The organism is Lutimaribacter degradans, from assembly GCF_023703375.1.
GTDB classification, from domain to species: domain Bacteria; phylum Pseudomonadota; class Alphaproteobacteria; order Rhodobacterales; family Rhodobacteraceae; genus Lutimaribacter; species Lutimaribacter degradans.
Genome location: NZ_JAMQGO010000008.1, coordinates 116,391 through 141,268 on the forward strand (window position 1 = coordinate 116,391; position 24,878 = coordinate 141,268).

Here is a 24,878-nt window from a genome sequence, read left to right on the forward strand (position 1 = left end):
GGGCAGACATGGGCAATGACAGCGCAAACCAGATGTGGGGCGGCCGGTTCTCCGCGGGGCCGGACGCGATCATGGAGGCGATCAACGCCTCTATCTCGTTCGACAAGCGGATGGCGGCACAGGATATTGCCGGTTCACGCGCCCATGCCGCAATGCTGGCGTCCACGGGCATCCTGAGTGATAGCGATGCCGAGGCCATTCGCAAAGGTCTGCTCACCGTATTGTCAGAAATAGAAGAGGGGCGTTTCGAGTTTTCCGCCGCGCTCGAAGACATTCACATGAATGTCGAGGCGCGCCTGAAAGAGATCATAGGTGCGCCGGCGGGCCGCCTGCACACCGGGCGTTCGCGCAACGACCAGGTGGCGACCGATTTCAAGCTCTGGGTGCGTGACCAGATCGACGCGGCAATTGACGGGCTTCGGGCGCTCGTCGCGGCGCTCATCGCGCAGGCCGAGGCCGGCGCCGATTGGGTCATGCCGGGATTTACCCATCTTCAAACCGCGCAGCCCGTCACCTGGGGCCATCACATGATGGCCTATGTCGAGATGTTCGGCCGTGATATCGGGCGGTTCAGCGATGCGCGCGCCCGCATGAACGAATGCCCCCTGGGCGCGGCAGCGCTGGCGGGCACCTCCTTCCCCATCGATCGGCACATGACCGCGCAAGCACTCGGCTTCGATCGGCCGGCGGCCAATTCGCTCGATGCCGTCTCCGACCGCGATTTCGCGTTGGAGTTTCTTGCCGCCGCCTCGATCTGCGCGATGCACCTCAGCCGTTTCGCCGAGGAACTGGTGATCTGGTCCAGCGCGCAATTCCGCTTCGTTACGCTCAGCGACCGCTTTTCCACCGGGTCGTCGATCATGCCGCAAAAGAAAAACCCCGACGCGGCCGAACTGATTCGCGCCAAGATCGGGCGTATCTTCGGGGCCAACGTGGCGCTGATGACGGTGATGAAGGGGCTGCCGCTGGCCTATTCGAAGGACATGCAGGAAGACAAGGAACAGGTCTTCGATGCCGCCGACAACCTGATGCTGGCCCTTGCCGCGATGGAGGGCATGGTGCGTGACATGACCGCCAATCGCGCCAGCCTTGCCGCCGCCGCCGGTTCGGGGTTTTCCACCGCAACCGACCTGGCCGACTGGTTGGTCCGCGTGCTGGGCATACCGTTTCGCGATGCGCATCACGTCACGGGCCAGCTTGTCGCGATGGCCGAGGGCAGGGGCTGCGATCTGCCCGACCTGACGCTCGACGACATGCAATCGGTCCATTCCAACATCACCGCCGACGTCTTCACCGTGCTCGGGGTTGAAAACTCGGTCGCCTCGCGCACATCCTACGGGGGAACCGCGCCCGAACAGGTGCGCGCCCAGGTTGCCCGCTGGAAAGAGGTGCTGAAATGAAACCGCTCGCCCTGTTGCTGGCTCTCGTCACGCTCGTCGCCTGCGGCGCCGACGGCGAACCGCAACGCCCCGGCACCGCTGAAACCGCGCCTGACACCGGCGTCACGATCAGCGGCGAGGCCCGGTTCGGCGTCACCAGGGCCTACTGACATGTCCCCGTTGCGCGTGCTATATCTTGGCTTGGCCGTCTGGGGCGCCGTCCACCCGATGTATTACTTCGCCAGCTACATGACGGAAACCGGCACCGGCCTGTCCGGCCTGGTCGATGCATGGTATGTCAACGCCTCCACCACCGGACTGACGTGGGATCTGACCATTGCCGCCATCGCGCTGACGATCTGGATCCTGGCCGAGGTGGCCACGCGTCGCAACTGGACGGCGCTGGTCGCCATCCCGGCCACCTTCTGCATCGGTGTCAGCTGCGGCTTGCCGCTCTACCTGTTCCTGCGCACAAGGCCGGCCTGACGGCATCCTTCCTCTTGCCGCAAATACCCTGGGGAGTTTGAGGGGCAGCGCCCCTCATTCCGCAGCGCGTCAGCGATGCTCCCAATGCGCGGGCCGCGGCCCGCTCCGCCGGGTCACGTCCGCTTCAGAACCATTGGCCGGGCTCCATCAGGCCAAGGTCAAGCAATTGCCGTGAATGCCACTCGAACGGGACCGAGTTGTGCCAGCAAAAGGTCTCGATATCGAAGGTCGAACCGGGGTTGCGTTTCAGCGCCTTGGCGGTACGAAACGAACAGATCGCCGCCGTTAGGTTGTGATGCCAGGGGCAGGCGTAGGTGTTGTACTCCTCGTCGGAAAAGGTGTGGTCGGGCCGCAATGTCAGGCCCTGCGCCGCGCGGAACAGGGCGATTCGGTCGATCTTGCGGCGCGGCACGGGAATATGTTCTTCAAAGCGCCAGCGCAGCCCGCCGAAGAAGTCCAGTTGCCGGTCGCGCGGCTGCTTCGTGACAGGGTCTTCGCGGGCAAGCGCGTAATAGCCGGATTTGTCCAGGTGCGCGTCATCCAGAGACACGGCGTCGGGATGCGCGTCCAGGTCGGCTGCGTACAGATCGACCACGTAGGCCAGCATGGCGTCCCGTCGCTCTTCGCCGTGAAAGGTCAGCATTTCGCCCACCGTGCGCGTTTCGCAGAACGGGTAGAAAAGATATTCGGCGTTGTAGCAATAATAAAGCCACTGGCCCGGCGCCTTGTTGATCACGGCGTTGATCGCCGTGACAAGGGCATTGTCCACAAGCGTGTCATAATCGACCCGCGTCACGCGGTCGGCCACGTCGGCGGCCATTGCAAGCGGGGGCGGGGCAAACAGAACGACGGATTTGAACCCGCAAGACAGGTGATGGCGCAACGTGCTGTCCAGCTCTGTCTCGTCTTCGGCAAAGATCAACGCCACGGGCCCCTTGGCCAACACCGGCTCGCCCTTTGACAGAAACTCGTTCAACGATTCAAATCGCATGCTGCCGCTTGCCTTTCCTTTTTATTGTCGCCGAAACTCGGACAATTCGCCCTACATTGCAAGGTGGCGCCGTTCTGGTATACGCACCCCAACGCGAGCAGAATGGAGCCGGTCGGATGGGCGAGGCGAAGAAACTCTATATCAAGACATATGGCTGTCAGATGAACGTCTATGACAGCGAGCGCATGGCCGAAGCCCTGGGCAGCAGCGGTTATGTCAGCACCGACAGCCCCGATGATGCCGACATGATCCTGCTCAACACCTGCCACATCCGCGAGAAGGCCGCTGAAAAGGTCTATTCCGAGCTGGGCCGCTTCAAGGGGCTCAAGGCCGCGCGGCCCGACCTCAAGATCGGGGTCGCGGGCTGCGTCGCCCAGGCCGAGGGCGCCGAGATCATGCGCCGCCAGCCCATGGTCGACCTGGTGGTGGGCCCGCAAAGCTATCACCGCCTGCCCGAGATGGAGGCCAAGGCCGGACAGGGCGAAAAGGCGCTCGATACCGATTTCCCGCTCGAGGACAAGTTCGAGGTTCTCAAGCAGCGCCCCAAGGCCAGCCGTGGCCCGACCGCGTTTCTGACCGTGCAGGAAGGCTGCGACAAGTTCTGTGCCTTTTGCGTGGTGCCCTACACCCGCGGGGCCGAGGTCAGCCGCCCTGCCGCCCGCGTGCTGGACGAGGCGCGCGACCTGGTCGAGCGCGGTGTGCGCGAGATCACGCTGCTGGGCCAGAACGTAAACGCCTATCACGGGCCTGGCCCGGACGGCGACGATTGGAGCCTGGCCCGCCTGATCTGGGCGCTGGACAAGATCGACGGGCTGGAGCGTATCCGCTTTACCACGAGCCACCCAAACGACATGAGCGATGACCTGATCGCGGCGCATGGCGAGTGCGAGAAACTGATGCCCTACCTGCACTTGCCGGTGCAATCTGGCAGTGATCGCATCCTGAAACGGATGAACCGCAGCCACACGGCCGAAAGCTATATCCGACTGATCGAGCGTATCCGCGCCGCCCGTCCCGACATCCTGATCTCGGGCGATTTCATCGTGGGTTTCCCCGAAGAAACCGACCAGGATTTCGAAGACACGATGGACCTGATCCGCGCCGTCAATTACGGGCAGGCGTTCTCGTTCAAATACTCCACCCGTCCCGGCACGCCGGCGGCCGAGCGTGCGCAGGTCGATGCGGCGGTGGCCGACGAGCGGTTGCAAAGGCTTCAGGCGCTGATCACCGAGCAACAGCGGGCCATTCAGGATGCGATGGTGGGCCGCGAGGTGGGCGTGCTGTTTGAAAAACCGGGCCGGATGAGCGGGCAGATGGTCGGCAAGTCCGATTACCTGCACGCCGTGCATGTCACCGACAGCCGCGCGCGGGCCGGCGAGATTCATCGCGTGCGTATCCTGGAAAGCGGCCCGAACTCGCTCGCGGGCGAAGTCGCCTGAACTGTCCCGCGCGGGCCATCGGGCTGCCGGTGCGCAAGGCGGGCCCCGAGCGCGGGGCCATGTTTCCTTACGCGAAACAGTATAAGGGATTTTTCCCTTCACAGGCGATTGATTTTGCTACATCCTGTGTGCGGAAGGTTGGCCCCTCCCAGATGTTTCCGGGACGGGCCGTTGGGGGACAACAATATCAGGATGACTGCTGTGGTTACATTTACCAAGGCGATCCGCAGAGCAGGGCAACTTATCTGCGCCCTGCTTGTGGGCGCAATCATTTTTACGGTACCGGCACCGGCATCGGCACAACAGACCGTTCGGGGCGAAGAATACATTCCCGGTATATGGATCGACCCGGACGGCTGCGAACACTGGGTCATGGATGACGGCGCCGAAGGCTACATGTCGCCGCATGTGAACCGCCAGGGCGTCCCGGTCTGCCGCCGGGGCAATGTTTGCGGCGTCATGAACTCCGACCAGTATTTCGCCACCGATAGCCACCGTATCTCGGCGGCCGGCCGGGCACAGTTGGAAAACTTCTTTCGTTCGACCACCGCGCGGGCGTTCGTCATCGCCGGGCATACCGATAGCCGCGCCTCTGACGAATACAACATGCGCCTGAGCTACAACCGGGCCAACGCGGTGGCGCGCGTGGCCTCCGGGGTGGGCGCGCGTGTCGTCGATGTGCGCGGGTATGGTGAGCGTATGCCTAAAGCGGCCAATAGCACCGCGGCGGGCATGGCGCAGAACCGCCGCGTTGAAATCATCTGTATCCAGTAAGGCCACCGGGGGAATAATTATGAATATCGTGAAAATTGCCGCTGGTCTTGCCATGATCACCACCTTGGCGGCCTGCGATGGAACAGTCGGGCCGGACAAGAGCCGCGACCGCGGTTTCGACCGCAAGAGCCTGAGCCAATTGCAGGCCGGTATCTGGGTTGACCCCAACGGGTGCGATCACTGGATCATCGATGATGGTCTTGAAGGATACCTGTCGCAGCGCCTGGACAAGTACGGCAAGCCGGTCTGCTCGGAAGCTGCGCCGCCCAACACGGCGGTCGGCCCGTTCAAGGGCGGCAGCGGCGTGCCTGACTCGCTCTGACCCGGTGCTAGATGCCTTGCAAAACGCCGCAGGCTCCGCGCTTGCGGCGTTTTTTGTCTCAACACGATGAGTTTCCCTGCCAAACGGTTGCACCGCGCGGCACAACTTGGCACCATCGACGTACGCCCGGACAAGGAGATCCGTTTGCCCACCACCGAGCTGCCCCCGGCGACCGCCCCTTTCGCGCTCGGCGAGCGCGTGATGGAATTTCCCGATAACCGCCTGTTGATCGACCTGTGCGGCGAATATGACCGCAACCTGGCCGAGATAGAACAGAAGCTTGGGGTGCAGATCTTGCGCCGCGGCAACGAATTGGCCGTGATCGGCGAAGATACCCCCGCCAACGAGGCGATGGACGTGCTGGGCGCGCTCTATTCCCGGCTCGAGGCCGGGCGGGAGGTCGAGCGCGCCGATATCGACCGTGAAATTCGCATGGGTGGCTCAGGCGACGATACCGGCAGCCGCGACGGCGACCAGTTGGAAATGTTCAAGGGCGGTGCGGTCGAGATAAAGACCCGCAAGAAGCTGGTTGAACCGCGTACCGACGCGCAAAAAAGCTATGTGCAGAACCTGTTCAAGTCCGAGTTGTGTTTCGGCATCGGCCCCGCGGGCACCGGCAAGACCTATCTGGCGGTCGCGGCGGGGGTGAACATGTTCATCAACGGCGCGGTCGACCGTATCATCCTGTCACGGCCGGCGGTCGAAGCGGGCGAAAAGCTGGGGTATTTGCCCGGCGACATGAAGGACAAGGTCGATCCTTACATGCAGCCGCTTTACGACGCGCTGAACGATTTCCTGCCCGGCAAGCAGGTCGCCAAGCTGATCGAGGAAAAGCGCATTGAGATCGCACCGCTGGCCTTCATGCGCGGCCGGACGCTGTCGAACGCCTTTGTCGTGCTGGACGAGGCGCAGAACGCCACCTCGATGCAGATGAAGATGTTCCTGACGCGCCTGGGCGAAGGATCGCGCATGGTGATCACCGGCGACCGCAGCCAGGTTGACCTGCCGCGCGGCGTGACATCGGGGCTGCACGATGCCGAACGGCTGCTCAAGCGCATCGACAAGATCGGCTTCAACTATTTCACGGCCCGCGACGTGGTTCGCCACCCGTTGGTCGCGGCCATCATCGAAGCCTACGACGCCGATCAATAAACCGGGGCGGTAACCTTGGGGCATATCGTCCGGGGGCCCGGCCTATAAAGAGACTGCGCGTTTTTGCACTTCTACCGCACGGGCCAAGCGGATATGGCAGGCCCATGTTGGTTGATACGATCATCGAGGATGAGCGCTGGACCAGTGCCGGGATCGAGCCGCTTGCCGAAGGCGCGGCGGCGGCGACGCTGACCCATCTGGGGCTTGATCCATCGCGCTTTGAAATCGCGCTGCTGGCCTGCGACGATGCGCGCATTGCCGTGCTGAATGCCGATTTCCGTGGCAAGCCGCAGCCCACCAACGTGCTGTCTTGGCCCGCCGAGGACCTTGCCGCCACCAATGACGGCAATATGCCGGGCTTGCCCGAAACAGGCCCGCAAGGGGCTGACGCGGGGCCGCTGCAAGAGCTGGGCGATATCGCCATCGCCTATGATACCTGCGCGCGCGAAGCGGCTGAACAGGGCAAGCAACTGGCCGATCACGCCACGCACCTGGTTGTGCACGCGGTGTTACATTTGCTGGGCTATGACCATATCCGTGACCGCGACGCCACTCTGATGGAACAAACCGAAGTAAAGATACTTGGCAAACTGGGGTTGCCTGACCCATATTGATGACATCATGGGCCGATCGGGCCCGGTTTTTGGTAAGGAAAAATGGGCGAAAGCACCGAGGGCTCTTCTACGGCGGCGCATAGCGCGCAGCCGATCGAGGCCAAAACACACGATCCCGTCGCTGAAACGAACGGGAATTTTTTCACACGCATCATTGGGGCGCTTGGCGCATCGGATGTCGAGGACACGTTCCGAGACTCCCACGCACACAGCCAGACGGCGTCGCCCAGCTTGTCGAACCTGCGCAACATGCGGGTCGAGGACGTGGCAGTGCCCAAGGCCGATATCGTGTCGGTTCCGTGCAGCATCAGCCGCGATGAACTGGTTGAGCAGTTCCGCGAAACCGGGTTGACGCGCCTGCCGGTCTACGAAGGTACGCTCGACAACCCGCAGGGTATGATCCATCTCAAGGATTTCGCGCTGAAACACGGGTTCAACGGCAAGGGCGGGTCTTTCGCGCTGAAAGACATGTTGCGCCCGCTGCTTTACGTGCCGCCCTCGATGACCATCGGGGTCTTGCTGCAAAAGATGCAGACCGAACGCAAGCACATGGCGCTGGTGATCGACGAATATGGCGGCGTTGACGGGTTGGTGACGATCGAGGACCTGATCGAACAGGTGATCGGCGAGATCGAGGACGAGCACGACACCGAGGATGACAGTTTCTGGACCGCCGAGAAAGACGGCCAGTACCTCGCACTTGCCAAGACCCCGCTGGCCGAGTTCGAGGCAGAGATCGGCCAATCCCTGACCGATACCGAGGACGTGGACGAAGAAGAGATCGACACGCTGGGCGGGCTGGTCTTCATGCTGTCGGGCCGCGTGCCGGTACGCGGCGAGGTGGTCAAGCACCCGGCCGGCCCCGAGTTCGAGGTGGTCGAGGCCGACCCGCGCCGCATCAAGCGGTTGCGCGTGCGGCTGGATGGCAGCTCGGCAAGCTAGATGAAAGCGGGCGCTGCGCCGATGGGCCGGATGAAGGGCTGGGTGCAGGGCCGCCCGTTACGCAAGGTAATGGGGCTGGCGCTGCTGGCCGGCGCGGTGTCGGCAACGGGACACGCGCCACTGAACCTGTGGCCGCTGGCGATCCTGGGTTTTGCCGGGCTTTACGCGCTCTTTCGCATCGCCGGCGGCTGGCGCCGCGCTGCGTTGGTCGGGTGGTCGGGCGGCACGGGCTATTTTCTCGTGGCGCTGTCATGGATTATCGAGCCGTTCCTGGTGGATGTTGCCCGCCACGGCTGGATGGCGCCCTTTGCCCTGGTGCTGATGGCCGCGGGGCTGGCCCTGTTCTGGGCGCTGGCCTTTGGTCTGGCGCGCGTCCTTGGCGGGCGCGGGCTAATCTGGGTCGTTGCCCTGACCGGGGCCGAAATGCTGCGGGGCATATTGTTCACCGGCTTTCCCTGGGCCTTGGTCGGGCATGTTCTGATCGCGTCGCCCGCGCTTCAGCTTGCGGCATATGGCGGCGCGTTGGGGCTGACCGCAACGGTACTGGCGCTGGCGGTTTCGCTGTGCGGGCTGGTGGGGCCGCGACCGCTGCCCGCGCTGTTGGGGCCGGGGCTGTTTGCCGCCCTGCTGTACTGGGGGGCGGCCCAGCCTGCGCCCGCCCCCACGCCGGATGCGCCATTGGTGCGCATGACGCAACCCAATGCCCCGCAGCATGAAAAATGGGACCCCGAGAAAGCGCCGGGTTTCTTCCGCCGCCAACTGGGTTTTACCGCCGCAACCACGGATACCGCGCGGCCCGACCTGATCGTGTGGCCCGAAACCTCGGTGCCGGTCTGGTTGAACTACGCCGATGACGCGCTGGCCGCCGTGGCCGATGCGGCAGGCGGCGTGCCGGTTGTCCTGGGTGTCCAGCGGCAAGAGGGCATGCGCATCTACAACAGCGCCGCGCGCATCGACGCGGGCGGGCAGGTGGGTGCGCTTTACGACAAGCACCACCTGGTGCCATTCGGCGAATACATGCCCTTGGGCGACATCCTTGCGCGCTGGGGTATTCATGGGTTGGCCGCATCCGAAGGGCGCGGCTATTCATCCGGGCCGGGTGCGCGGCTGATGGAGGTGCCGGGCATCGGCGCCGCCTTGCCGCTTATCTGTTACGAAGCGGTCTTTCCCCGCGATGTGGCCACCGCACCCGCCCGGCCACGGTTCCTGTTGCAGATCACGAACGATGCGTGGTTCGGTCGCATCTCGGGGCCCTATCAGCACCTCGCCCAGGCGCGTTTGCGCGCGGTGGAGCAGGGGCTGCCCATGGTGCGCGTGGCCAATACCGGCGTTTCGGCCATGATCGGGCCGCGCGGCACGGTGCGGGCCCAAATCCCACTGGGACAGGCGGGTTTCGTGGATGCCGCCTTGCCACCGGCGCTGCCCCCAACGCCCTATGCAAGATCGGGCGACGGGCCGATTGCCCTGCTGATTTTCCTGTGTCTTGGCGGGTTTGGCCTGAATGTTGCCCGGATGCGACGGACTAAATCGCATTGACGCCGCCCTGCCGGGCGCGTAACGAGTGGCATCCCACCGTCACAACGGCTTCCTGGCGTGGCGGGTCGCATCAATGGAGCGTTTTTCATGGCAAGACAAAACTACACTTTCACCTCCGAATCCGTTTCGGAGGGGCATCCCGACAAGGTGTGCGACCGTATCTCGGACGCCATCCTCGATGCCTTTCTGGCCGAAGATCCCCTGGCCCGTGTCGCGGCCGAGACCTTCGCGACCACCAACCGCGTGGTCATCGGCGGTGAAGTGGGCCTGACCGATCAGGCGAAACTGCACGAATACATGGGCCGGATCGACGATATCGCCCGTGCCTGCATCAAGGATATCGGATACGAACAGGACAAGTTCCACTGGAACACCTGCGAGATCACCAACCTTTTGCACGAACAATCTGCCCATATCGCCCAAGGCGTTACGGGCGAGCAGGGTGACGAAGGCGCCGGTGACCAGGGCATCATGTTCGGCTATGCGACCGATGAAACGGACGCGCTGATGCCGGCCCCGATCCAGTTCAGCCACAAGATCCTGCGGCGGCTGGCCGAGGTGCGCAAATCCGGCGTGGAACCCAACCTGGGCCCCGACGCCAAGTCGCAGCTTTCGGTGCGGTACGAGAACGGCGAGCCGGTCGAGGTCACGCAAATCGTGCTGTCGACCCAGCACATGGATGAAAACATGACCAGCGCCGACGTGCGCGACCTGGTCGAACCCTATATCCGCGAGTCTTTGCCCGGCGAATGGCTGAGTGCCGCAACCGAATGGCACGTGAACCCCACCGGCAAATTCGTCATCGGCGGGCCCGATGGTGACGCGGGCCTGACCGGACGCAAGATCATCGTTGATACCTATGGCGGCGCGGCCCCGCATGGCGGCGGCGCGTTTTCCGGAAAGGACCCGACCAAGGTTGACCGCTCGGCGGCCTATGCCGCGCGCTATCTGGCCAAGAATATCGTGGCCGCGGGCATGGCACGGCGCTGCACCTTGCAGCTCAGCTATGCCATCGGCGTGGCGCGCCCCTTGTCGATCTATGTCAACACCCATGGCACGGGCGAGATGCCCGAAGCGCAGATCGAGGCCGCTATCCCCAAGGTGATGGACCTTACGCCGCGCGGTATCCGCACGCATCTGGATTTGAACAAGCCAATCTACACGCGCACGGCTGCCTATGGCCATTTTGGTCGCGAGCCCGATGCCGATGGCGGCTTTAGCTGGGAGCGGACCGACTTGGCCGAAGCGTTGAAAAAAGCGATCTGAGCAAGCGATTATCGCCCTTGATCCAAAGCCGCGCGTCACTCCTGTGGCGCGCGGTTTTTTCTTGCCTTGTGCCTGGGGCACCCCGACACTGGCCCCACCCAGAAAAGGAGCCAAGCGCATGATTTTCTACGACTGTTCAACCGCCCCCAACCCGCGTCGCGCGCGGATGGTGATCGTCGAAAAGGGGCTGACGGTCGAAACCCATGATATCTCGATTGCCGAGGGGCAGCAGTTGTCGCCCGAGTTTCTCAAGATCAACCCCCGCGCCACCGTGCCGGTGCTGATCACCGATGACGGCACCACGTTGACCGAGAATATCGCCATCGCCACCTATCTTGAGGCGGTGCACCCCGAGCCACCCCTGATGGGCCGCACGCCCGACGAAAAGGGCCTTGTGGCGATGTGGAATGCGATTGTCGAATTCGAGGGCGGCGTCGCCGTGGCGGAGGCGTTTCGCAATTCGCACCCCGCGATGAAGGGCCGCGCGCTACCCGGACCGATGGACCTGCCACAGATTCCCGAACTCGCCGAACGTGGTCTGGCGCGGGTTTCCGCCTTTTTCGAGCTGTTGAATGATCGTCTGTCGGAAACGCCGTGGCTGGCCGGTGACGCCTTCAGCCTGGCCGATATCTCGGCCTTCGTTTTCACCGATTTCGCCCGCGTCATCAAGATGCGCCCGCCCGAGGATCACGCTGCCACGCATGACTGGCTGGAGCGTATGCGCGCGCGCCCCTCTGCCGCCGCTTGATCCCGCCCGCGCCCGGCGCTAGGAGGCAGGGCATGGGCACGTCAAATCATCATTCCGGCGCTCCGTGGCGCAATTTCTATGGTCGCATCAAGGGCAAGGGCCTGCGCCCCAGCCAAGAGGCCTACCTTAACGAAGACCTGGCCAAGCTGTCGCCCGGCCCGGTGGATTGGGATGCAAACCCCGACCGCACCCCGCTGGATCTGCCAGCACTGTTCGGCGACCGGCCCGTGTGGCTGGAAATCGGCTTTGGCGGGGGCGAACACATGGTGCACCAGGCGCAGTTGAATCCGCAGGCCGGAATCATCGGCTGTGAACCCTATATCAACGGCGTTGCCATGTTGCTGGGCAAGATACGGCAGGCGGGCGTGGAAAACCTGCGGGTCCATCCGGGCGATGTGCGCGACATGTTCGATGTGTTGCCCGCGGGCAGCATTGATCGCGCTTTTCTGCTCTATCCCGACCCTTGGCCCAAGAAACGCCACCATCGGCGCCGTTTCGTCACGCCCGAACATCTTGAGCCGCTGGCCCGTGTGCTGAAACCCGGTGCGATTTTTCGCGTGGCCACGGACATTCCCGACTATGTCCGCCAGACGCTGGAGCAGGTGCCACGCCACGGTTTCGAATGGCTGGCCGAGGGGCCGCAGGACTGGCGCCAGCCGTGGGACGACTGGATTTCCACCCGCTACGAACAAAAGGCCCTGCGCGAGGGGCGCACCCCCCATTACCTGACCTTTCGCCACACCTGACGGGCTTCAGCGAAACACGGGCCCGTGCGCCCAGATCGTGAGCGACTGCCGCGCGCCGCGCGTCACCGGCGTGACGCGGTGCAGCAGGTAGCTGGGAAACAGCGTTGCCGCTCCCTGCGCCCGCGGCGCGGAAATCACCTGGGCCGAGGGGCGCAGCTCGAGCAGGCCACCGTCATAGCTTTCGGGATCTGACAACTGCGCAACGAAAGTCAGTTTGCGTTTGCGTGCCAGCGCCGCGTCGCCGATATCGGCGTGCCAGTCGAAATGCCCCTCGCGCTCGGCGCCGTAGCGGGCGACTTGCGGGCTTTCCGCAAACTCGGTCAGTTCAAAGCCGAACACGTCACGGTTGGCACGGCGCACCACGTCGATGATGCGGTCCATCACCCAATCGGCGCCTGCAACCTCGTCGAGCCACACAAGATCGGCCCGGCGCAGGTTGTGGTCGCGGGCTTGCCCGACCAGCCTTGCATCTTTCGGTGCATGATCGCGGCATAATGCGACTATGGCAGAGCATTCGGCGGGCGAGAACGCCGCCGCGACGGTGTGAACGTCTATCACCTGTGTTTTCCTGGATGTGAACGGGTGACGACCCCTAGCGTGCGCCCAGCCATGCGGCTTGTCAGTTTCCGCCATGCAAGTCGTTTTGGGCCTTTTCGCGCGCGTTGTTCAGGGCCATATGGCGATGCATGCAAGAGGCACTTGATCTTGACGGGTTCGAACAGGTGGCGCGCGATGCGGTGGCCGCGTTTCCGGCCCCCTTCGCCGCGCTGGCCCGCGACGTGGCGCTGCGCGTGGCCGATTGGCCGCCAGACGATATCCTGCGCGAAATGGAAATGGATGACCCGCTGGAGCTGACGGGGCTGTATGACGGTGTGCCGCTGACGGAAAAATCAGTCTGGGATCAACCCGCCGGGCCGGATGTCGTGTGGCTTTTTCGCCAGCCGATCCTTGCGGAATGGCGTGACAGGGGCGATGTGGCGCTGGAGCAATTGATCGCCCATGTCACCGTGCATGAATACGCGCACCATTTCGGCTGGAGCGATGATGACATTGCCACCATAGACCGCTGGTGGGAATGAGCCTGATCGAAGTGAACAGACACGCAGACAAGCAAAACCCATTCCGAAACGGCGTGGTGCCGCGCGCGGGCCAAGGCGGTCGCGCTGCCTGTTCAGAATCCAGACCGCGTGGCCGGAAATTCCGCGCCGGTCGCCCATTTGCGGCATTTTCGCGATGCGACCAATGAACACTGTGCTATTTCAATAGCATGGACATCGTTCTGGTCACCACGATCATAGCATCGCTATTCCTCGTCATCGGCGTTGCCGAGCCGCTGGCGGCGCGGATGCGCCTGCCTTACAGCGTGATCCTCGCAAGCATCGGCATCCTGATCGGCGTCGGCGCGATCTTTTTCCTGCGCACCGAATTGACCGATGCGCTCAACCCGGTGGCCGAGGCGATCCTTGCACTGCCGATCCGCTCGAACGTGTTTCTTTACGTCTTTCTTCCAACGCTGCTGTTCCAGGCGACGCTGGGCATGAACCTGCGCCGGATGCTGGACGATTGGGTGCCTATCCTCGTGCTGGCCGTGGTGGCGGTGGTCGTGGCAACGCTCAGTGTGGGCTATGCCTTGTCGTGGGTCAGCGCGCTGCCGCTGGCGGCCTGTCTGCTGATCGGTGCGATCGTTTCCACCACTGATCCTTCGGCCGTGGTTTCGATTTTCCGGTCGATCTCGGCGCCGCGACGTCTGGCCCGTATCATCGAGGGCGAAAGCCTGCTGAACGATGCTGCCGCCATTGCGCTTTTCGGGCTGTTCATGGGGTTCGTCATGCTGGGTGTGCCTGATCCCAGCCTCGGGGACGCGCTGGCACGTTTCCCGCTCTTGATCGTTGGCGGGGCATTCACCGGCTGGCTGGCGGCGCGGGTCGCCGTCTGGGTCATGGCGCTGTTCAGCCGACACGAGCTTGCGCAGATCACGATCTCGGTTGCTCTGCCCTATCTTGCCTATATTGGCGCAGAACAAAGTATCGGTGCCTCGGGCGTGATAGCGGTGGTCGCCGCCGGGTTGACGCTGAACCTGACCGGGCCGGGGCGCCTGCCTCCACAGGCCTGGACGAACCTGCGCGAGCTTTGGGATGTTCTGGCGCATTGGGCCGGGGCGTTGATCTTTATCCTTGCGGCGCTGCTGATCCCCCGGCTGCTGGAAGAAGTGCGGGGCGCGGATTTCCTGCTGGTCGGCGTGGTGATCCTTGCCGCCGTTGTCGCGCGGGTCGTGATCCTGTTCGGGCTCATGCCGCTTTTGACGGTGCTCAAGCTGTCGCCCACGGTCGAACGGCCCTACAGGGTCGCCATCCTTTGGGGTGGTTTGCGGGGTGCGGTGACACTGGCACTGGCGCTGGCCGTGACGGAAAGTTTTCGCGTGCCGGATGGTATTCAGCGCGTGGTCGGCATCTTGGCCACCGGCTTTACGCTTTTCACGCTGATCGTGCAGGGCACGACGCTGCGCTGGATCATTGGCCGACTGGGGCTTGATCGCCTGTCACCGATCGACGAGGCGCTTTCACGGCAGGTGGTCGCCGTCGCGTTGCAGACGGTGCGCGAAGACGTGGCCCGTACTACCGAGAATTACGAGCTTGGCCATGAAATCGTCAGGTCAGAAGCCAAGCGTTTCGGTGAGCGGCTGGAAGAGGCAGTCAAATCAGCCGAGGACAGCGCGGATATCCTGGATCGTGACCGGATCACATTGGGCCTTATTGCATTGGCCGGGCACGAACGCGACACGATACTTGAACGCGTCCGCGAGCGGACGATCTCGGCCAGGATGGCAGAGCAAGTCTTGTCAGATGCCGACCGCCTGATCGAGGGCGCGCGCTCGGGCGGGCGCAGCGGGTACAACCGCGCGGCCCGGCGCAGCGTCGCCTACGGGCGCGCCTTTCGCGCCGCTGGCCTGCTGCACAGCCGGTTGCGCCTGTCACGGCCCCTGGCCCGGATGACGGCTGACCGTTTCGAATTGCTGTTGTCGCAACGGCTTGTCCTGCGGGACCTGGGGGCCTTCATCAATGGGCGCATCCGGCGTATTCATGGACGGCGGGTTGCCGAGCTGCTGCGCGAGCTGCTGTCGCGCCGGATCGACGCCGTCGAAACCGCCCTTCAAGGTCTGCGCCTGCAATACCCTGGCTATGCCGAGGAATTGGAGCGCCGGTTCATCCGCCGCACCGTCTTGAGGCTGGAAGAGCGCGAATACGCGACCATGCGCGAGGATGGCCTGATCGGCGCCGAGGTTTACACCAAGCTGATGGAAGATCTCGATTTGCGCCGGGCCGCGGCCGAGGATCGCCCGCAGTTGGACATCGCGCTGCAGCGGATCGAACTGGTGCGCCAGTTTCCGCTTTTCGCGGCGTTGGAGGAGCGGGATTTGAAGCGGTTGAGCCGCGTGCTCAAGACGCGCTATGTCAACGCTGGTGACATCATCATCCGCAAGGACAGCGCCGCCAAAAGCGTGTTTTTCATCGCGTCGGGCGCGACCGAGGTGGAAACGGCGGGTCAGACCTGGCGCCTTGGACGCGGGGAGATGTTCGGCCAGATGGCTGTATTGATGAACAAGGCCCGCAGAACCGAGGTGCGCGCCATCGCCCCCTCGACCCTTCTTGAACTTGACGAGGCACGGTTCCGCCGCCTGCTAGGCCGCAGCGCCGCGCTGCAAGAGGCGGTACGTGCCAGCGCCGAGAAACGAGGCATCGAACCCGAAGGCCTGTTTTCAAGCGGCAAGCCCGCTTAAGCAGCGTTTGCATCTTGTCAAGACGGGCGTAGTTACCCGCGTTGCCTGCTCGGTAGCCGCGGCTGGCATCCCACCTGCCGGGGCGGGCAAGCGTGGCCTATTGCCGGTCGCGCCAGCGGTTGACGATGGGATAGCGGCGGTCCAGCCAGAACGCCTTGCGCGACAGGCGCGCGCCGGGCGCCGATTGGAACCGTTTGTATTCGCTGATGTAAAGCAGGTGCTCGATCTTCTCGACGGTTTCGCGGTCGAAGCCTTCGCCCACGCAATCCGCGACGCTGGCATCGTGATCGACCAGTAGCTCCAATATCCGGTCCAGCACGTCGTAGGGGGGCAGGCTGTCCGCGTCTTTCTGGTCGGGGCGCAGCTCGGCGCTGGGTGGCTTGGTTATGATCCGGTCGGGAATGACCTCGCCCTCGGGGGCCATCATCCACCCCCGGTGGTGGGCATTGCGCCAGCGGCACAACTCGAACACGCGGGTCTTGTAGACATCCTTGATCGGGTTGTAGCCCCCAGCCATATCGCCATAGATCGTGGCATATCCCACCGCGACCTCGGACTTGTTGCCGGTGGTCAACAGCATCTCGCCGAACTTGTTCGACAGGGCCATCAACAGCAGACCGCGCAGGCGGGACTGTATGTTTTCCTCGGTCAGGTCCGGTTGCGTGCCTTCGAACAGGGGCGCCAGCGTGTTGGTGATGGCCTGCCGTCCTTCGGTGATGGGCACGAAATCATAGCGGCAGCCCAATGCCTGGGCGACGGCCTTTGCATCCTCCAGCGAATGATCCGAGGTATATTCCGACGGCAACATGACGCAACGCACCTTGTCGGGCCCCAGCGAATCGGCCGCGATGGTGGCGACGATGGCGCTGTCGATGCCGCCCGACAGGCCCAGCAGCACTTTTTCGAACCCGGTCTTGCGCATGTAGTCGCGCAGCGCCAGCACCATCGCGTGGTAATCCTGTTCAAGCGCGTCCGGCACGTGCGCCAGCGGCCCTTGTTCGATGCGCCAGCCATCGGGCCCGCGGGCCAGGTCGACATGCTGCACGGCTTCTTCCATCACGGGCATTTGCAGGGCCAGCCCGCCACCGGGGTTCAGCGCGAACGAGCCGCCATCGAATACCTGGTCGTCTTGGCCGCCCACAAGGTTCAGGTAGATCGCGGGCAGCCCGGTTTCGACCACGCGCGACACCATGACGTTCTGCCGTATCTCCAGCTTCTCGCGGAAATAGGGCGAGCCGTTGGGCACCAGCAATATCTCGGCGCCCGTCTCGGCCAGGGTTTCGGCCACGTCTTCGTACCAGGCATCTTCGCAGACCGGGCTGCCGATGCGCAGCCCGTTCACCACGTAGGGGCCGGCCACGTCGCCGGGTTCGAACGTGCGTTCCTCGTCGAAAACGTTGAAATTGGGCAGGTGGTGTTTCAGCACCTCGGCCTTCACCTTTCCGCCTTGCAGGATGTAATAGCCATTGTGCAAACGCACACCATCCAGCGTTGGCCCGCCCAGGGCGATGGCCGGGCCATCTGTGCACTGGGTGGCAAGCCGGCGGATGCGGGCGATGGCGGCCTGGTGAAACACGGGTTTCAGGATCAGGTCTTGCGGGTTGTAGCCGGTGATGAACATCTCGGGCAGGGCCAGCAGGTCGGCACCCGCCGCACGGGCCTGATGCCAGGCGTCCAAAACCTTTTGCGCGTTGCCCTCGATATCGCCAACAGTGGCGTTCAGTTGGGCAAGGGTGATGCGAAACCGGTCGGCCATCTTTGCTGCGTTCCTCAAGCTGCCTGCGCCTTCATTTAACAGATCGCGAAGGAAGGAAAAGGGCAACCGCCCGCCCGTGCGGGCAAAAGGCGTTGATACGTGCGGGTGCCTCCAGTAGATTTCGAACACCGCGCCATCGGCGCGATGGGCAGAGCAGGGACGCATCCGATGACGATCACCACAGCGAAATACGCGTGTCTTGCCCTTGCGATCGGGCTGGGCGCGCCCGTCTGGGCGCAAGACGGGACCGAGACCAAGGAATATGACGATGGGGGCGTCTACGAGGGCGAGTTCCGCAACGGAATGCAGCACGGGCAGGGCACGTATCGGCTGCCCAACGGGTATGAATATACTGGCCAGTGGGTCGATGGCGAGATTCGCGGCCAGGGCGTGGCGCGCTTTCCCAATGGCTCGGTCTACGAGGGCGAGTTCGAAAAGGGCAAGCCGCACGGCGTGGGCAAGATCGTTTTCACCGATGGCGGAACCTATGAAGGCGACTGGGTCGAAGGCAAGATCACCGGGCGCGGCGTGGCTGTCTATGCCAATGGCGTGCGCTATGAAGGGGCGTTCCGCAACGCCATGCATCATGGCCGCGGCACGATGGAATCACCGGGTGGCTATGTCTACGAAGGCGACTGGGTGAACGGCGTCAAGGAAGGGCGCGGCACGATCACCTATCCCGATGGCTCGGTCTATGACGGGGAAATGGCCCGCGGCGCACGCGAGGGGCGCGGCACGCTGACCCTGCCCGACGGGATGGTCTACGAAGGCGAGTGGCGCGGCGGGCAGATGACCGGGCAGGGCAAGCTGACCCAGCCCAACGGCGATGTCTACGAAGGGGCCTTCGTTTCGGGCCGCCGCGAGGGGTTGGGCAAGCTGACCTATGCCAATGGCGACATCTACGAAGGCGATTTCGCCGATGACCGCCGCCACGGTCAGGGCGTGTTCACCGGGGCCGATGGCTATCGCTATGAAGGGGCCTGGGTGGCCGGCCAGATCGAGGGGCAGGGCCGCGTGGTCTATCCCGACGGCTCGGTCTACGAGGGGCAATTCCGCAACGACCTGGCCGATGGCGAGGGCAAGATCACCTATCCCGACGGCTCGACCTATGAAGGGCAATGGAGCGGCGGCGTGATCGAAGGGCAGGGCAAGGCGACTTATGCCAACGGGCTGGTCTATGAAGGGGCCTACAAGAATGCCAAGAACCACGGCTTCGGCGTGATGACCTATCCCGACGGGTATCGTTACGAGGGCGAGTGGAAAGAAGGCCAGCGTGATGGCCAGGGCAAGGCCATCTATCCCGATGGAACGGTTTACGAAGGGCAATTCGCCGATGGCCAGCGCGACGGCACCGGCAAGATCACCATGCCGGACGGGTTCGAATACGAAGGCCAGTGGCAGGCGGGCGAAATTTCCGGGCGTGGCGTGGCCACCTATGCCAATGGCGATGTCTACGAGGGCATGTTCCGCGCCGGCAAGCGCCAGGGCGAGGGCACGATGCGCTATGCCTCGGGCGAAGAGGACAGCGGCACCTGGGAAAACGGCGCATTGACCAGCGAATAATCCCCGCCCCCGCACCCTGATACCAGCGCACGCCGAAGCGGCGCGGCAGGGCGGTTTTCAGCCGCGATGAAAGGCGCGCCCGTGGCAGTCAGGTGAACGGATCATCCGGGTAGGTGACCCCGGCAAGATACAGGCCGTGCGGCGGGCAGACGGGGCCGCAAGCCGCGCGGTCGCGCGCCAAAAGCGCGCGTTTGACATCGTCGGGCACCCACGATCCGGCGCCCACCCGTTCCAGCGTGCCGACGATTGATCGCACCTGGTTATGCAGGAAAGAACGCGCGCGCAGGTGAAAGTGGATTTCCGGCCCGTTGAAACCGGGCGTTTCGGTGATGGTGATCTCGTCGAGCGTTTTCAGGGGGCTTTTGGCCTGGCAGATGGTCGAACGGAAGGTGGTGAAATCGTGGTGCCCGACAAGATGGGCGGCCCCGGCCCGCATCGCGTCGATATCGAGCGGGCTTTTCACCTGCCAGACGCGGCCCGCCTCGTGCGTGGCGGGGGCGCGGCGAACGAGTAGGCGAAAAAGGTAGCGCCGTTCGGTGGCCGAAAAGCGCGCGTGCCAGTCAGCGCGCGCCCGCGCGGCGGCGGTAATGGCGACTGGCTGCGGCTTGAGGTGGTAATTCAACGCCTCGGACAGGCGGAACGGTTCCCAATCCTTGCCCATGTCACAGTGCGCGACCTGGCCCAGGGCATGAACGCCCGCATCGGTGCGGCCCGCGGCGGCGATGCGGGGCACATCCGGTTCCAGCCTGGCCAGCGCGGCCTCGATCGCGCCCTGGACCGAGGGTTGGTCTTCTTGCCACTGCCACCCGGCGAAGGGCGCGCCGTCATATTCGATTTTCAGGGCATAGCGGGGCATGGGGCCGATCCTTGGGTGATCGCCACCTTATGGCGCGGGACGCGGCGGGGTGCAATCGGGGTGCGGTGGCCCGGTTCGAGCCCACACTACCCTCGGTACGCCGAGGCCCCTGCGAAAATGCCCAAAACGCGCCGCGCTATTTGCGGCCCACAGGAGACATTCACCACTCGGCTGTGATGCTGCGGTCGCAGCCCGCTTTGCCGACATTCGCGTGTATTGTGAGACTCAACCTAACACTGTGGTTTGGTTGCACCAAGACGAGAAACCGCACCTCAAATTGAATGTAAAATGAAATGAGGTCCACCTAGCCGGGCCGCAACAATCGCCAAGAGTGTTTTTTGCCAGAAACCTTTGGCGTCTGCTCGATTTCTCCGGCATCGCGCAGGCGATAGAATACATTCTTCATTGTATTTTCGGACTTGATGCCCGTTAGCTCGCGCGCGTCCGCATTGGTAATTTCCGAGTTCTCAGCAAGATATTCCTTCACTAACTGCTCCGGCGATGCCAGCGATTGATGTCTTAGCGTGACGACTAGCCCACCGTCAGTTTCTACAAATTCAGGCTTTTTGAGCCGGAGTTTCTCCATTGCCTCAAAGGCGGTATTGATGCCCTCACCAACATCCTTATTGGGTGGATTCTTGAATTTGTTGATCAACCTTACGATCTTTGGATTTCTTGCGAATTGCGTCCTTGTAATGTTCCCGATCGTAACGTGACCCGGTAGTCGCCCGGGGCTTTCAATCTCAACTCGGTTGTCAAAAATCCGAACTTGTACGTCCGAGGGAATACTGTAATCGCGGTGCAGAACGGCATTCGTTAATAGTTCGTGCAAGGCCTCCTCAGGGTACAAAACTTTTTCCATACCTTTCGAACCAACTTTTTCGATACCTTCGATTATCTCACGCACACGAGCTACCGAATCGTAAATCAGCGAATGAAGTGACCCCTCGACGGTCTCAGGGTCATCGGAAAGATAATCTCGTTCCGCCTCGTCTTTGGTCTTATAGCGAAGAATTTTCACTGCCGACCGTTTCGGAAGAAGTGCCTGTGGCGAGTCTGAGAAAAGCAGGGTAGCGGCAACGGTAGGCCGCGTGTCCACAACAATTCTTTGTTTCGTTAGCCACTCCAAGGGTTCGCCTGCGGGCACCGCTCCAAGCATGAATTCAATCACCGTTGCGGAGTTTGAAACTTCTTGATGTTCGCAGTTTAGTAATTCATCCTCGTAAGAGTGTATCCCTTTGTCATACTTGAGCCGGTCTAGGGCATCGCCCGCTACTGGTAAGTTTTGCGCACCCTTCCGAACGTAAACTTTCCCATCGCTCGCTGCAGTAACACCCTGCGTTTTGTCAACCACAACGTGAAGCACAAGACCTAAGCTGCCTTCAACTTCCAGGAATTGGCAGGAAAAACCACCTCCGACTTGCTCCAAGTCGTGGATTACCTGCAGGATATCATTTGCGTCCTCTTCATCGACGAACCCTTCCCAGTGTCTTTCGCTTCCAGACAAGCCCGCGACTTCTTCGATGCCAACCGCCAATTCTCCGCCACTAGTATTTGCGAAAGCAGAAATCGTCTTGCTAAGTCGGGAAGGCTTAATCTCTTTCCCTTTGAAATCAAAAAAGTGGCCCTCTCGCTGAGCTAGAAGGATCGCCTGTTCACTCGTCGAAATTCTTTTTGTTTCAGCCATACTTTGTCTCCCACGCCCACATGGAGACACATTCGCTCGTAAAGTCAACGCACTGTACGACAAACTGCTTGTGCTGTAACGAAGCACGTTAAGATTTTCGTTCAATCCGAACGACCGCTTTCGTCAATCAAATTAGGGCATGGCGCTGTTACAGCGAACTTCCCTCACCGCCCGTCTTGAACTCAGCGGATACCGGGCATCCGTGGTGAGCGGCAGCCACGTCCGCGTGGCTGCCCCCGGCCCAAGATCGCCCTGCTACAGCTCTTTCGCGATCCCTCGCAGTTGGAATTTCTGTATCTTGCCGGTCGAGGTTTTCGGCAGTTCCTGGAACACCACGTGCTTGGGTGTCTTGAACCCCGCGAGCCTTTCGCGCGCATAGGCGATCAGCGCGGCCTCGTCGGTGTCGTGGCCATCTTTCAACTCGACGAAGGCGCAGGGCACTTCCCCCCACTTGTCGTCGGGCTTGGCCACCACGGCGCAAAGCAGAACGTCAGGGTGGCCCATCAAAACGCCCTCGACCTCGACCGAACTGATGTTCTCCCCGCCCGAGATGATGATGTCCTTGGCGCGGTCGGAAATCTGCAGGTAGGTGTTGGGGTGTTGCACCGCGATATCGCCCGAGTGGTAATAGCCCCCGGCAAAGGCCTCGGCGGTGGCGGTGGGGTTTTTCAGGTACCCCTTCATCACCCCGTTGCCGCGAAAGACGATTTCGCCCTGTGTCTTGCCATCCATCGGGACGGGGTTGTTGTGGTCATCCCAAAGCTGCACCGGCTCCATGAACGGCATGGCAACGCCCTGGCGCGACTTGACGGCGGCGCGGTCATCGCCTAGCAGCCCGTCCCATTCGCCCTGCCAGGTACATTCCGTGGCGGGGCCGTAAGTTTCGGTCAGGCCGTAGACATGGGTCACGTTGAAGCCCATCGGCTCGATCTTGGCCAGCGTCGCGGGCGCGGGGGGCGCGCCGGCGGTGAACACCTCGACCACGTGGTCAAAGGTGCGCCGCTCGGCCTCGGGGGCGTTGATCAGGGCGTTCAGAACGATGGGGGCGCCACCGAAATGCGTGGCGCCCTCGTCGGCGATGGCGTCGAAAATGGGCTTGGCCGCGATATCGCGGCAGCAGATCAGCGTGCCACCCACCAGCGGCATCATCCAAGTGTGGCACCAGCCATTGCAGTGAAACAGCGGCACGATGGTCAGGTATTTCGGGTATAGCGTCATGCGCCAGCTTATCACCTGGCCCATCGCGTTCAGGTAGGCGCCGCGATGGTGGTAGACCACGCCCTTGGGCCGCCCGGTGGTGCCGGACGTGTAGTTCAGCGCGATCGATTCCCACTCGTCCTCGGGCATGATCCATTCGAAATCCGGGTCGCCGGTTTCCAGCAGCGCCTCGTAGTCCATGTAATGCCCATGGGCGTGAACGCCCGCGTGGTCGTCGGCCACCTCGATCACGATGGGGGCCGCGCCCTCCATCCGTTCGATCGCCTCGGCCGCCATGGGCAGGAATTGCGGATCGCACAGCAGCACCCTGGCCTCGCCATGATCCAGGATATAGGCCACCGTATCGGCTTCGAGCCGGGTGTTGATCGTGTTCAGCACCGCGCCGCAGGCGGGCACGCCGAAATGCGCCTCGGCCTGGGCGGGGATGTTGGGCAAAAGCGTGGCCACCACCTCGCCCGGCTTTACCCCCAGCTTGACCAGCGCCGAGGCCAACCGCGTCACGCGGTCGGCATATTCGGCATAGGTCTTGCGATGCGGGCCATAGACCACCGCCTCGTGCCCCGGAAAAACCTGCACGGCCCGGCGCAGGAACGACAGCGGTGACAAGGGCACGTAATTTGCCGCGTTCCTGTCCAAACCTGTCTCGTCTTTCATCCAACCCATTGGCTTGCCCCTTTCGCAACTAAATTTCACTGGCGCGCCGCGCGACGGTCAGAGTATTGCGCGTTGATGGGAAATGAAAAGGCCCGGAATGATGGAAAATCATCATGCCCCCGTTGTCTTGGCGCTGGCGCGCGGGCATAGGCTGGGCCCATGATCCTGTCGCGCGGGCGAAAATACCTGTTCATCCACATCCCCAAGACCGGGGGAACGGCGCTGGCGCTGGCGCTGGAGGCCCGCGCCATGAAGGATGACATCATGCTGGGCGACACCCCCAAGGCGCGCAAGCGCCGCAGACGATTGGCCGGCATACAGGCAGCGGGACGGTTGTGGAAACATTCCACCCTGGCCGATCTTGACGGGCTGGTCGCGCCCGACGAGTTGGACGAGCTGTTCTGTTTCACGCTTGTGCGCAACCCCTGGGACCGGATGGTCAGCTATTACCACTGGCTGCGCGTGCAACGTTTTGCCCACAAGGCGGTGGCGTTGGCGCAGGGGGCGACATTCGCCGAGTTCCTGGCCCATCCGCACACGCAGGCCAGTATCCGGGCCACGCCCGCGCGCGCCTACATGACCGACTCGACGGGGCAGGAGCGGTGCAACGCCTATATCCGGCTGGAGCATTTCGTGCAGGATGCCGCGCCGCTGGCCGCGCATCTGGGGTTCGCCCCGGCGCTGGAGCGGGTGAACGAGACGGAGCGCGCGCGCGACTGGCGCGGCTATTACGACGACGGCAGCGCCGCGCTGATCGCAGAACTTTGCGCCGAGGATATCGCGCGGTTCGGCTATGGCTTTGACCCTTAGGCCAAAAGGAAACCGCGCCCGTTGGGCGCGGTTGCAGGTTTTGCGCGGGCCTTGCCCGCGCCGGGGGGGGGGGGGGGGGGGGGGGGGGGGGGGGGGGGGGGGGGGGGGGGGGGGGGGGGGGGGGGGGGGGGGGGGGGGGGGGGGGGGGGGGGGGGGGGGGG

At 63.1% G+C, this 24,878-nt stretch carries 23 protein-coding genes and 1 riboswitch; of the genes, 17 read left to right on the plus strand and 6 right to left on the minus strand.

Features of this window, described 5'->3' with window-relative positions; genetic code table 11:
• Positions 1-8 precede the first annotated feature (8 nt).
• Genes argH through M8744_RS12745 form a run of 3 tightly spaced genes read left to right on the plus strand, consistent with a single transcriptional unit; the run spans position 9 to position 1,865 of the window.
• Positions 9-1,400 (plus strand): argininosuccinate lyase, encoded by a 1,392-nt coding sequence (gene argH, locus M8744_RS12735; RefSeq protein ID WP_251418118.1) that lies wholly within the window; start codon positions 9-11, stop codon positions 1,398-1,400.
• Positions 1,397-1,549, plus strand: coding sequence for an argininosuccinate lyase (locus M8744_RS12740; protein WP_251418121.1), 153 nt, complete (start codon positions 1,397-1,399; stop codon positions 1,547-1,549). Before argH ends, M8744_RS12740 begins: the two co-directional genes overlap by 4 nt.
• A gap of 1 nt (position 1,550) precedes the next feature.
• Positions 1,551-1,865: a DUF2834 domain-containing protein gene (locus M8744_RS12745; protein WP_251418124.1), complete on the plus strand. Its 315-nt coding sequence runs from the start codon at positions 1,551-1,553 to the stop codon at positions 1,863-1,865.
• A 124-nt stretch (positions 1,866-1,989) separates the two neighbouring features.
• On the opposite strand, the gene M8744_RS12750 is transcribed toward M8744_RS12745, so the two are convergent.
• Positions 1,990-2,856 carry a glycosyltransferase family 2 protein gene (locus M8744_RS12750; RefSeq protein ID WP_251418127.1) on the minus strand — a complete coding sequence of 289 codons (867 nt, stop codon included), beginning with the start codon at positions 2,854-2,856 and terminating at the stop codon, positions 1,990-1,992.
• A gap of 116 nt (positions 2,857-2,972) precedes the next feature.
• Here M8744_RS12750 and miaB point away from each other — a divergent pair, with 116 nt between their 5' ends.
• The 10 genes from miaB (at position 2,973) to trmB (ending at position 12,395) form a co-directional block, all read left to right on the plus strand.
• Complete coding sequence (gene miaB, locus M8744_RS12755) at positions 2,973-4,295, plus strand: tRNA (N6-isopentenyl adenosine(37)-C2)-methylthiotransferase MiaB (protein WP_251418146.1); 1,323 nt, start codon at positions 2,973-2,975, stop codon at positions 4,293-4,295.
• A 192-nt stretch (positions 4,296-4,487) separates the two neighbouring features.
• A complete protein-coding gene (locus M8744_RS12760; RefSeq protein WP_251418149.1) occupies positions 4,488-5,069 on the plus strand; it encodes an OmpA family protein in 582 nt (193 codons plus the stop codon).
• Positions 5,070-5,088: 19 nt separating this feature from the next.
• A complete protein-coding gene (locus tag M8744_RS12765) occupies positions 5,089-5,391 on the plus strand; it encodes a hypothetical protein (RefSeq protein ID WP_251418152.1) in 303 nt (100 codons plus the stop codon).
• Positions 5,392-5,592: 201 nt separating this feature from the next.
• Positions 5,593-6,543 (plus strand): PhoH family protein, encoded by a 951-nt coding sequence (locus M8744_RS12770; RefSeq protein ID WP_251418280.1) that lies wholly within the window; start codon positions 5,593-5,595, stop codon positions 6,541-6,543.
• 104 nt (positions 6,544-6,647) lie between these two features.
• On the plus strand, positions 6,648-7,157 hold the full coding sequence (gene ybeY / locus M8744_RS12775) for an rRNA maturation RNase YbeY (protein WP_251418170.1): 510 nt from the start codon (positions 6,648-6,650) through the stop codon (positions 7,155-7,157).
• Positions 7,158-7,199: 42 nt separating this feature from the next.
• Positions 7,200-8,099, plus strand: coding sequence for a hemolysin family protein (locus tag M8744_RS12780; RefSeq protein WP_251418173.1), 900 nt, complete (start codon positions 7,200-7,202; stop codon positions 8,097-8,099).
• On the plus strand, positions 8,100-9,635 hold the full coding sequence (gene lnt / locus M8744_RS12785; RefSeq protein WP_251418176.1) for an apolipoprotein N-acyltransferase: 1,536 nt from the start codon (positions 8,100-8,102) through the stop codon (positions 9,633-9,635). It abuts the gene before it with no gap.
• Positions 9,636-9,668: 33 nt separating this feature from the next.
• Positions 9,669-9,716: riboswitch (SAM-SAH riboswitch) on the plus strand.
• A 6-nt stretch (positions 9,717-9,722) separates the two neighbouring features.
• Positions 9,723-10,901 carry a methionine adenosyltransferase gene (gene metK, locus M8744_RS12790; RefSeq protein ID WP_251418179.1) on the plus strand — a complete coding sequence of 393 codons (1,179 nt, stop codon included), beginning with the start codon at positions 9,723-9,725 and terminating at the stop codon, positions 10,899-10,901.
• Positions 10,902-11,019: 118 nt separating this feature from the next.
• The gene (locus M8744_RS12795) at positions 11,020-11,649 is read left to right on the plus strand and encodes a glutathione S-transferase family protein (RefSeq protein WP_251418197.1); all 630 of its coding nucleotides are present in this window, start codon (positions 11,020-11,022) and stop codon (positions 11,647-11,649) included.
• Positions 11,650-11,681: 32 nt separating this feature from the next.
• Positions 11,682-12,395, plus strand: coding sequence for a tRNA (guanosine(46)-N7)-methyltransferase TrmB (gene trmB / locus M8744_RS12800; protein ID WP_251418200.1), 714 nt, complete (start codon positions 11,682-11,684; stop codon positions 12,393-12,395).
• Positions 12,396-12,401: 6 nt separating this feature from the next.
• On the opposite strand, the gene M8744_RS12805 is transcribed toward trmB, so the two are convergent.
• On the minus strand, positions 12,402-12,953 hold the full coding sequence (locus tag M8744_RS12805; RefSeq protein ID WP_251418203.1) for a 2OG-Fe(II) oxygenase: 552 nt from the start codon (positions 12,951-12,953) through the stop codon (positions 12,402-12,404).
• A gap of 128 nt (positions 12,954-13,081) precedes the next feature.
• On the opposite strand from M8744_RS12805, the gene M8744_RS12810 reads away from it, so the two are divergent.
• Both M8744_RS12810 and M8744_RS12815 read left to right on the plus strand, forming a co-directional pair.
• Entirely contained in the window at positions 13,082-13,474 is a 393-nt protein-coding gene (locus M8744_RS12810) for a metallopeptidase family protein (RefSeq protein WP_251418206.1), read from the plus strand.
• Positions 13,475-13,662: 188 nt separating this feature from the next.
• Complete coding sequence (locus M8744_RS12815) at positions 13,663-16,173, plus strand: cation:proton antiporter (protein ID WP_251418207.1); 2,511 nt, start codon at positions 13,663-13,665, stop codon at positions 16,171-16,173.
• A 97-nt stretch (positions 16,174-16,270) separates the two neighbouring features.
• Here M8744_RS12815 and M8744_RS12820 read toward each other — a convergent pair whose 3' ends face one another.
• On the minus strand, positions 16,271-17,929 hold the full coding sequence (locus M8744_RS12820) for an NAD+ synthase (protein WP_251418210.1): 1,659 nt from the start codon (positions 17,927-17,929) through the stop codon (positions 16,271-16,273).
• A gap of 168 nt (positions 17,930-18,097) precedes the next feature.
• On the opposite strand from M8744_RS12820, the gene M8744_RS12825 reads away from it, so the two are divergent.
• The gene (locus M8744_RS12825) at positions 18,098-19,492 is read left to right on the plus strand and encodes an MORN repeat-containing protein (protein WP_251418213.1); all 1,395 of its coding nucleotides are present in this window, start codon (positions 18,098-18,100) and stop codon (positions 19,490-19,492) included.
• An 88-nt stretch (positions 19,493-19,580) separates the two neighbouring features.
• Here M8744_RS12825 and truA read toward each other — a convergent pair whose 3' ends face one another.
• The 3 genes from truA to M8744_RS12840 all read right to left on the minus strand — a co-directional run bounded on the left by truA (position 19,581) and on the right by M8744_RS12840 (position 23,916).
• Positions 19,581-20,348 carry a tRNA pseudouridine(38-40) synthase TruA gene (gene truA, locus M8744_RS12830; RefSeq protein ID WP_251418230.1) on the minus strand — a complete coding sequence of 256 codons (768 nt, stop codon included), beginning with the start codon at positions 20,346-20,348 and terminating at the stop codon, positions 19,581-19,583.
• Between the two features lie 304 nt (positions 20,349-20,652).
• Complete coding sequence (locus M8744_RS12835) at positions 20,653-22,035, minus strand: ATP-binding protein (RefSeq protein WP_251418233.1); 1,383 nt, start codon at positions 22,033-22,035, stop codon at positions 20,653-20,655.
• A gap of 255 nt (positions 22,036-22,290) precedes the next feature.
• Entirely contained in the window at positions 22,291-23,916 is a 1,626-nt protein-coding gene (locus M8744_RS12840; protein WP_251418236.1) for an AMP-binding protein, read from the minus strand.
• Positions 23,917-24,066: 150 nt separating this feature from the next.
• Between M8744_RS12840 and M8744_RS12845 the strand changes: the two genes are divergently transcribed.
• Entirely contained in the window at positions 24,067-24,717 is a 651-nt protein-coding gene (locus tag M8744_RS12845; protein ID WP_251418253.1) for a sulfotransferase family 2 domain-containing protein, read from the plus strand.
• The last annotated feature ends 161 nt before the right edge of the window (positions 24,718-24,878 follow it).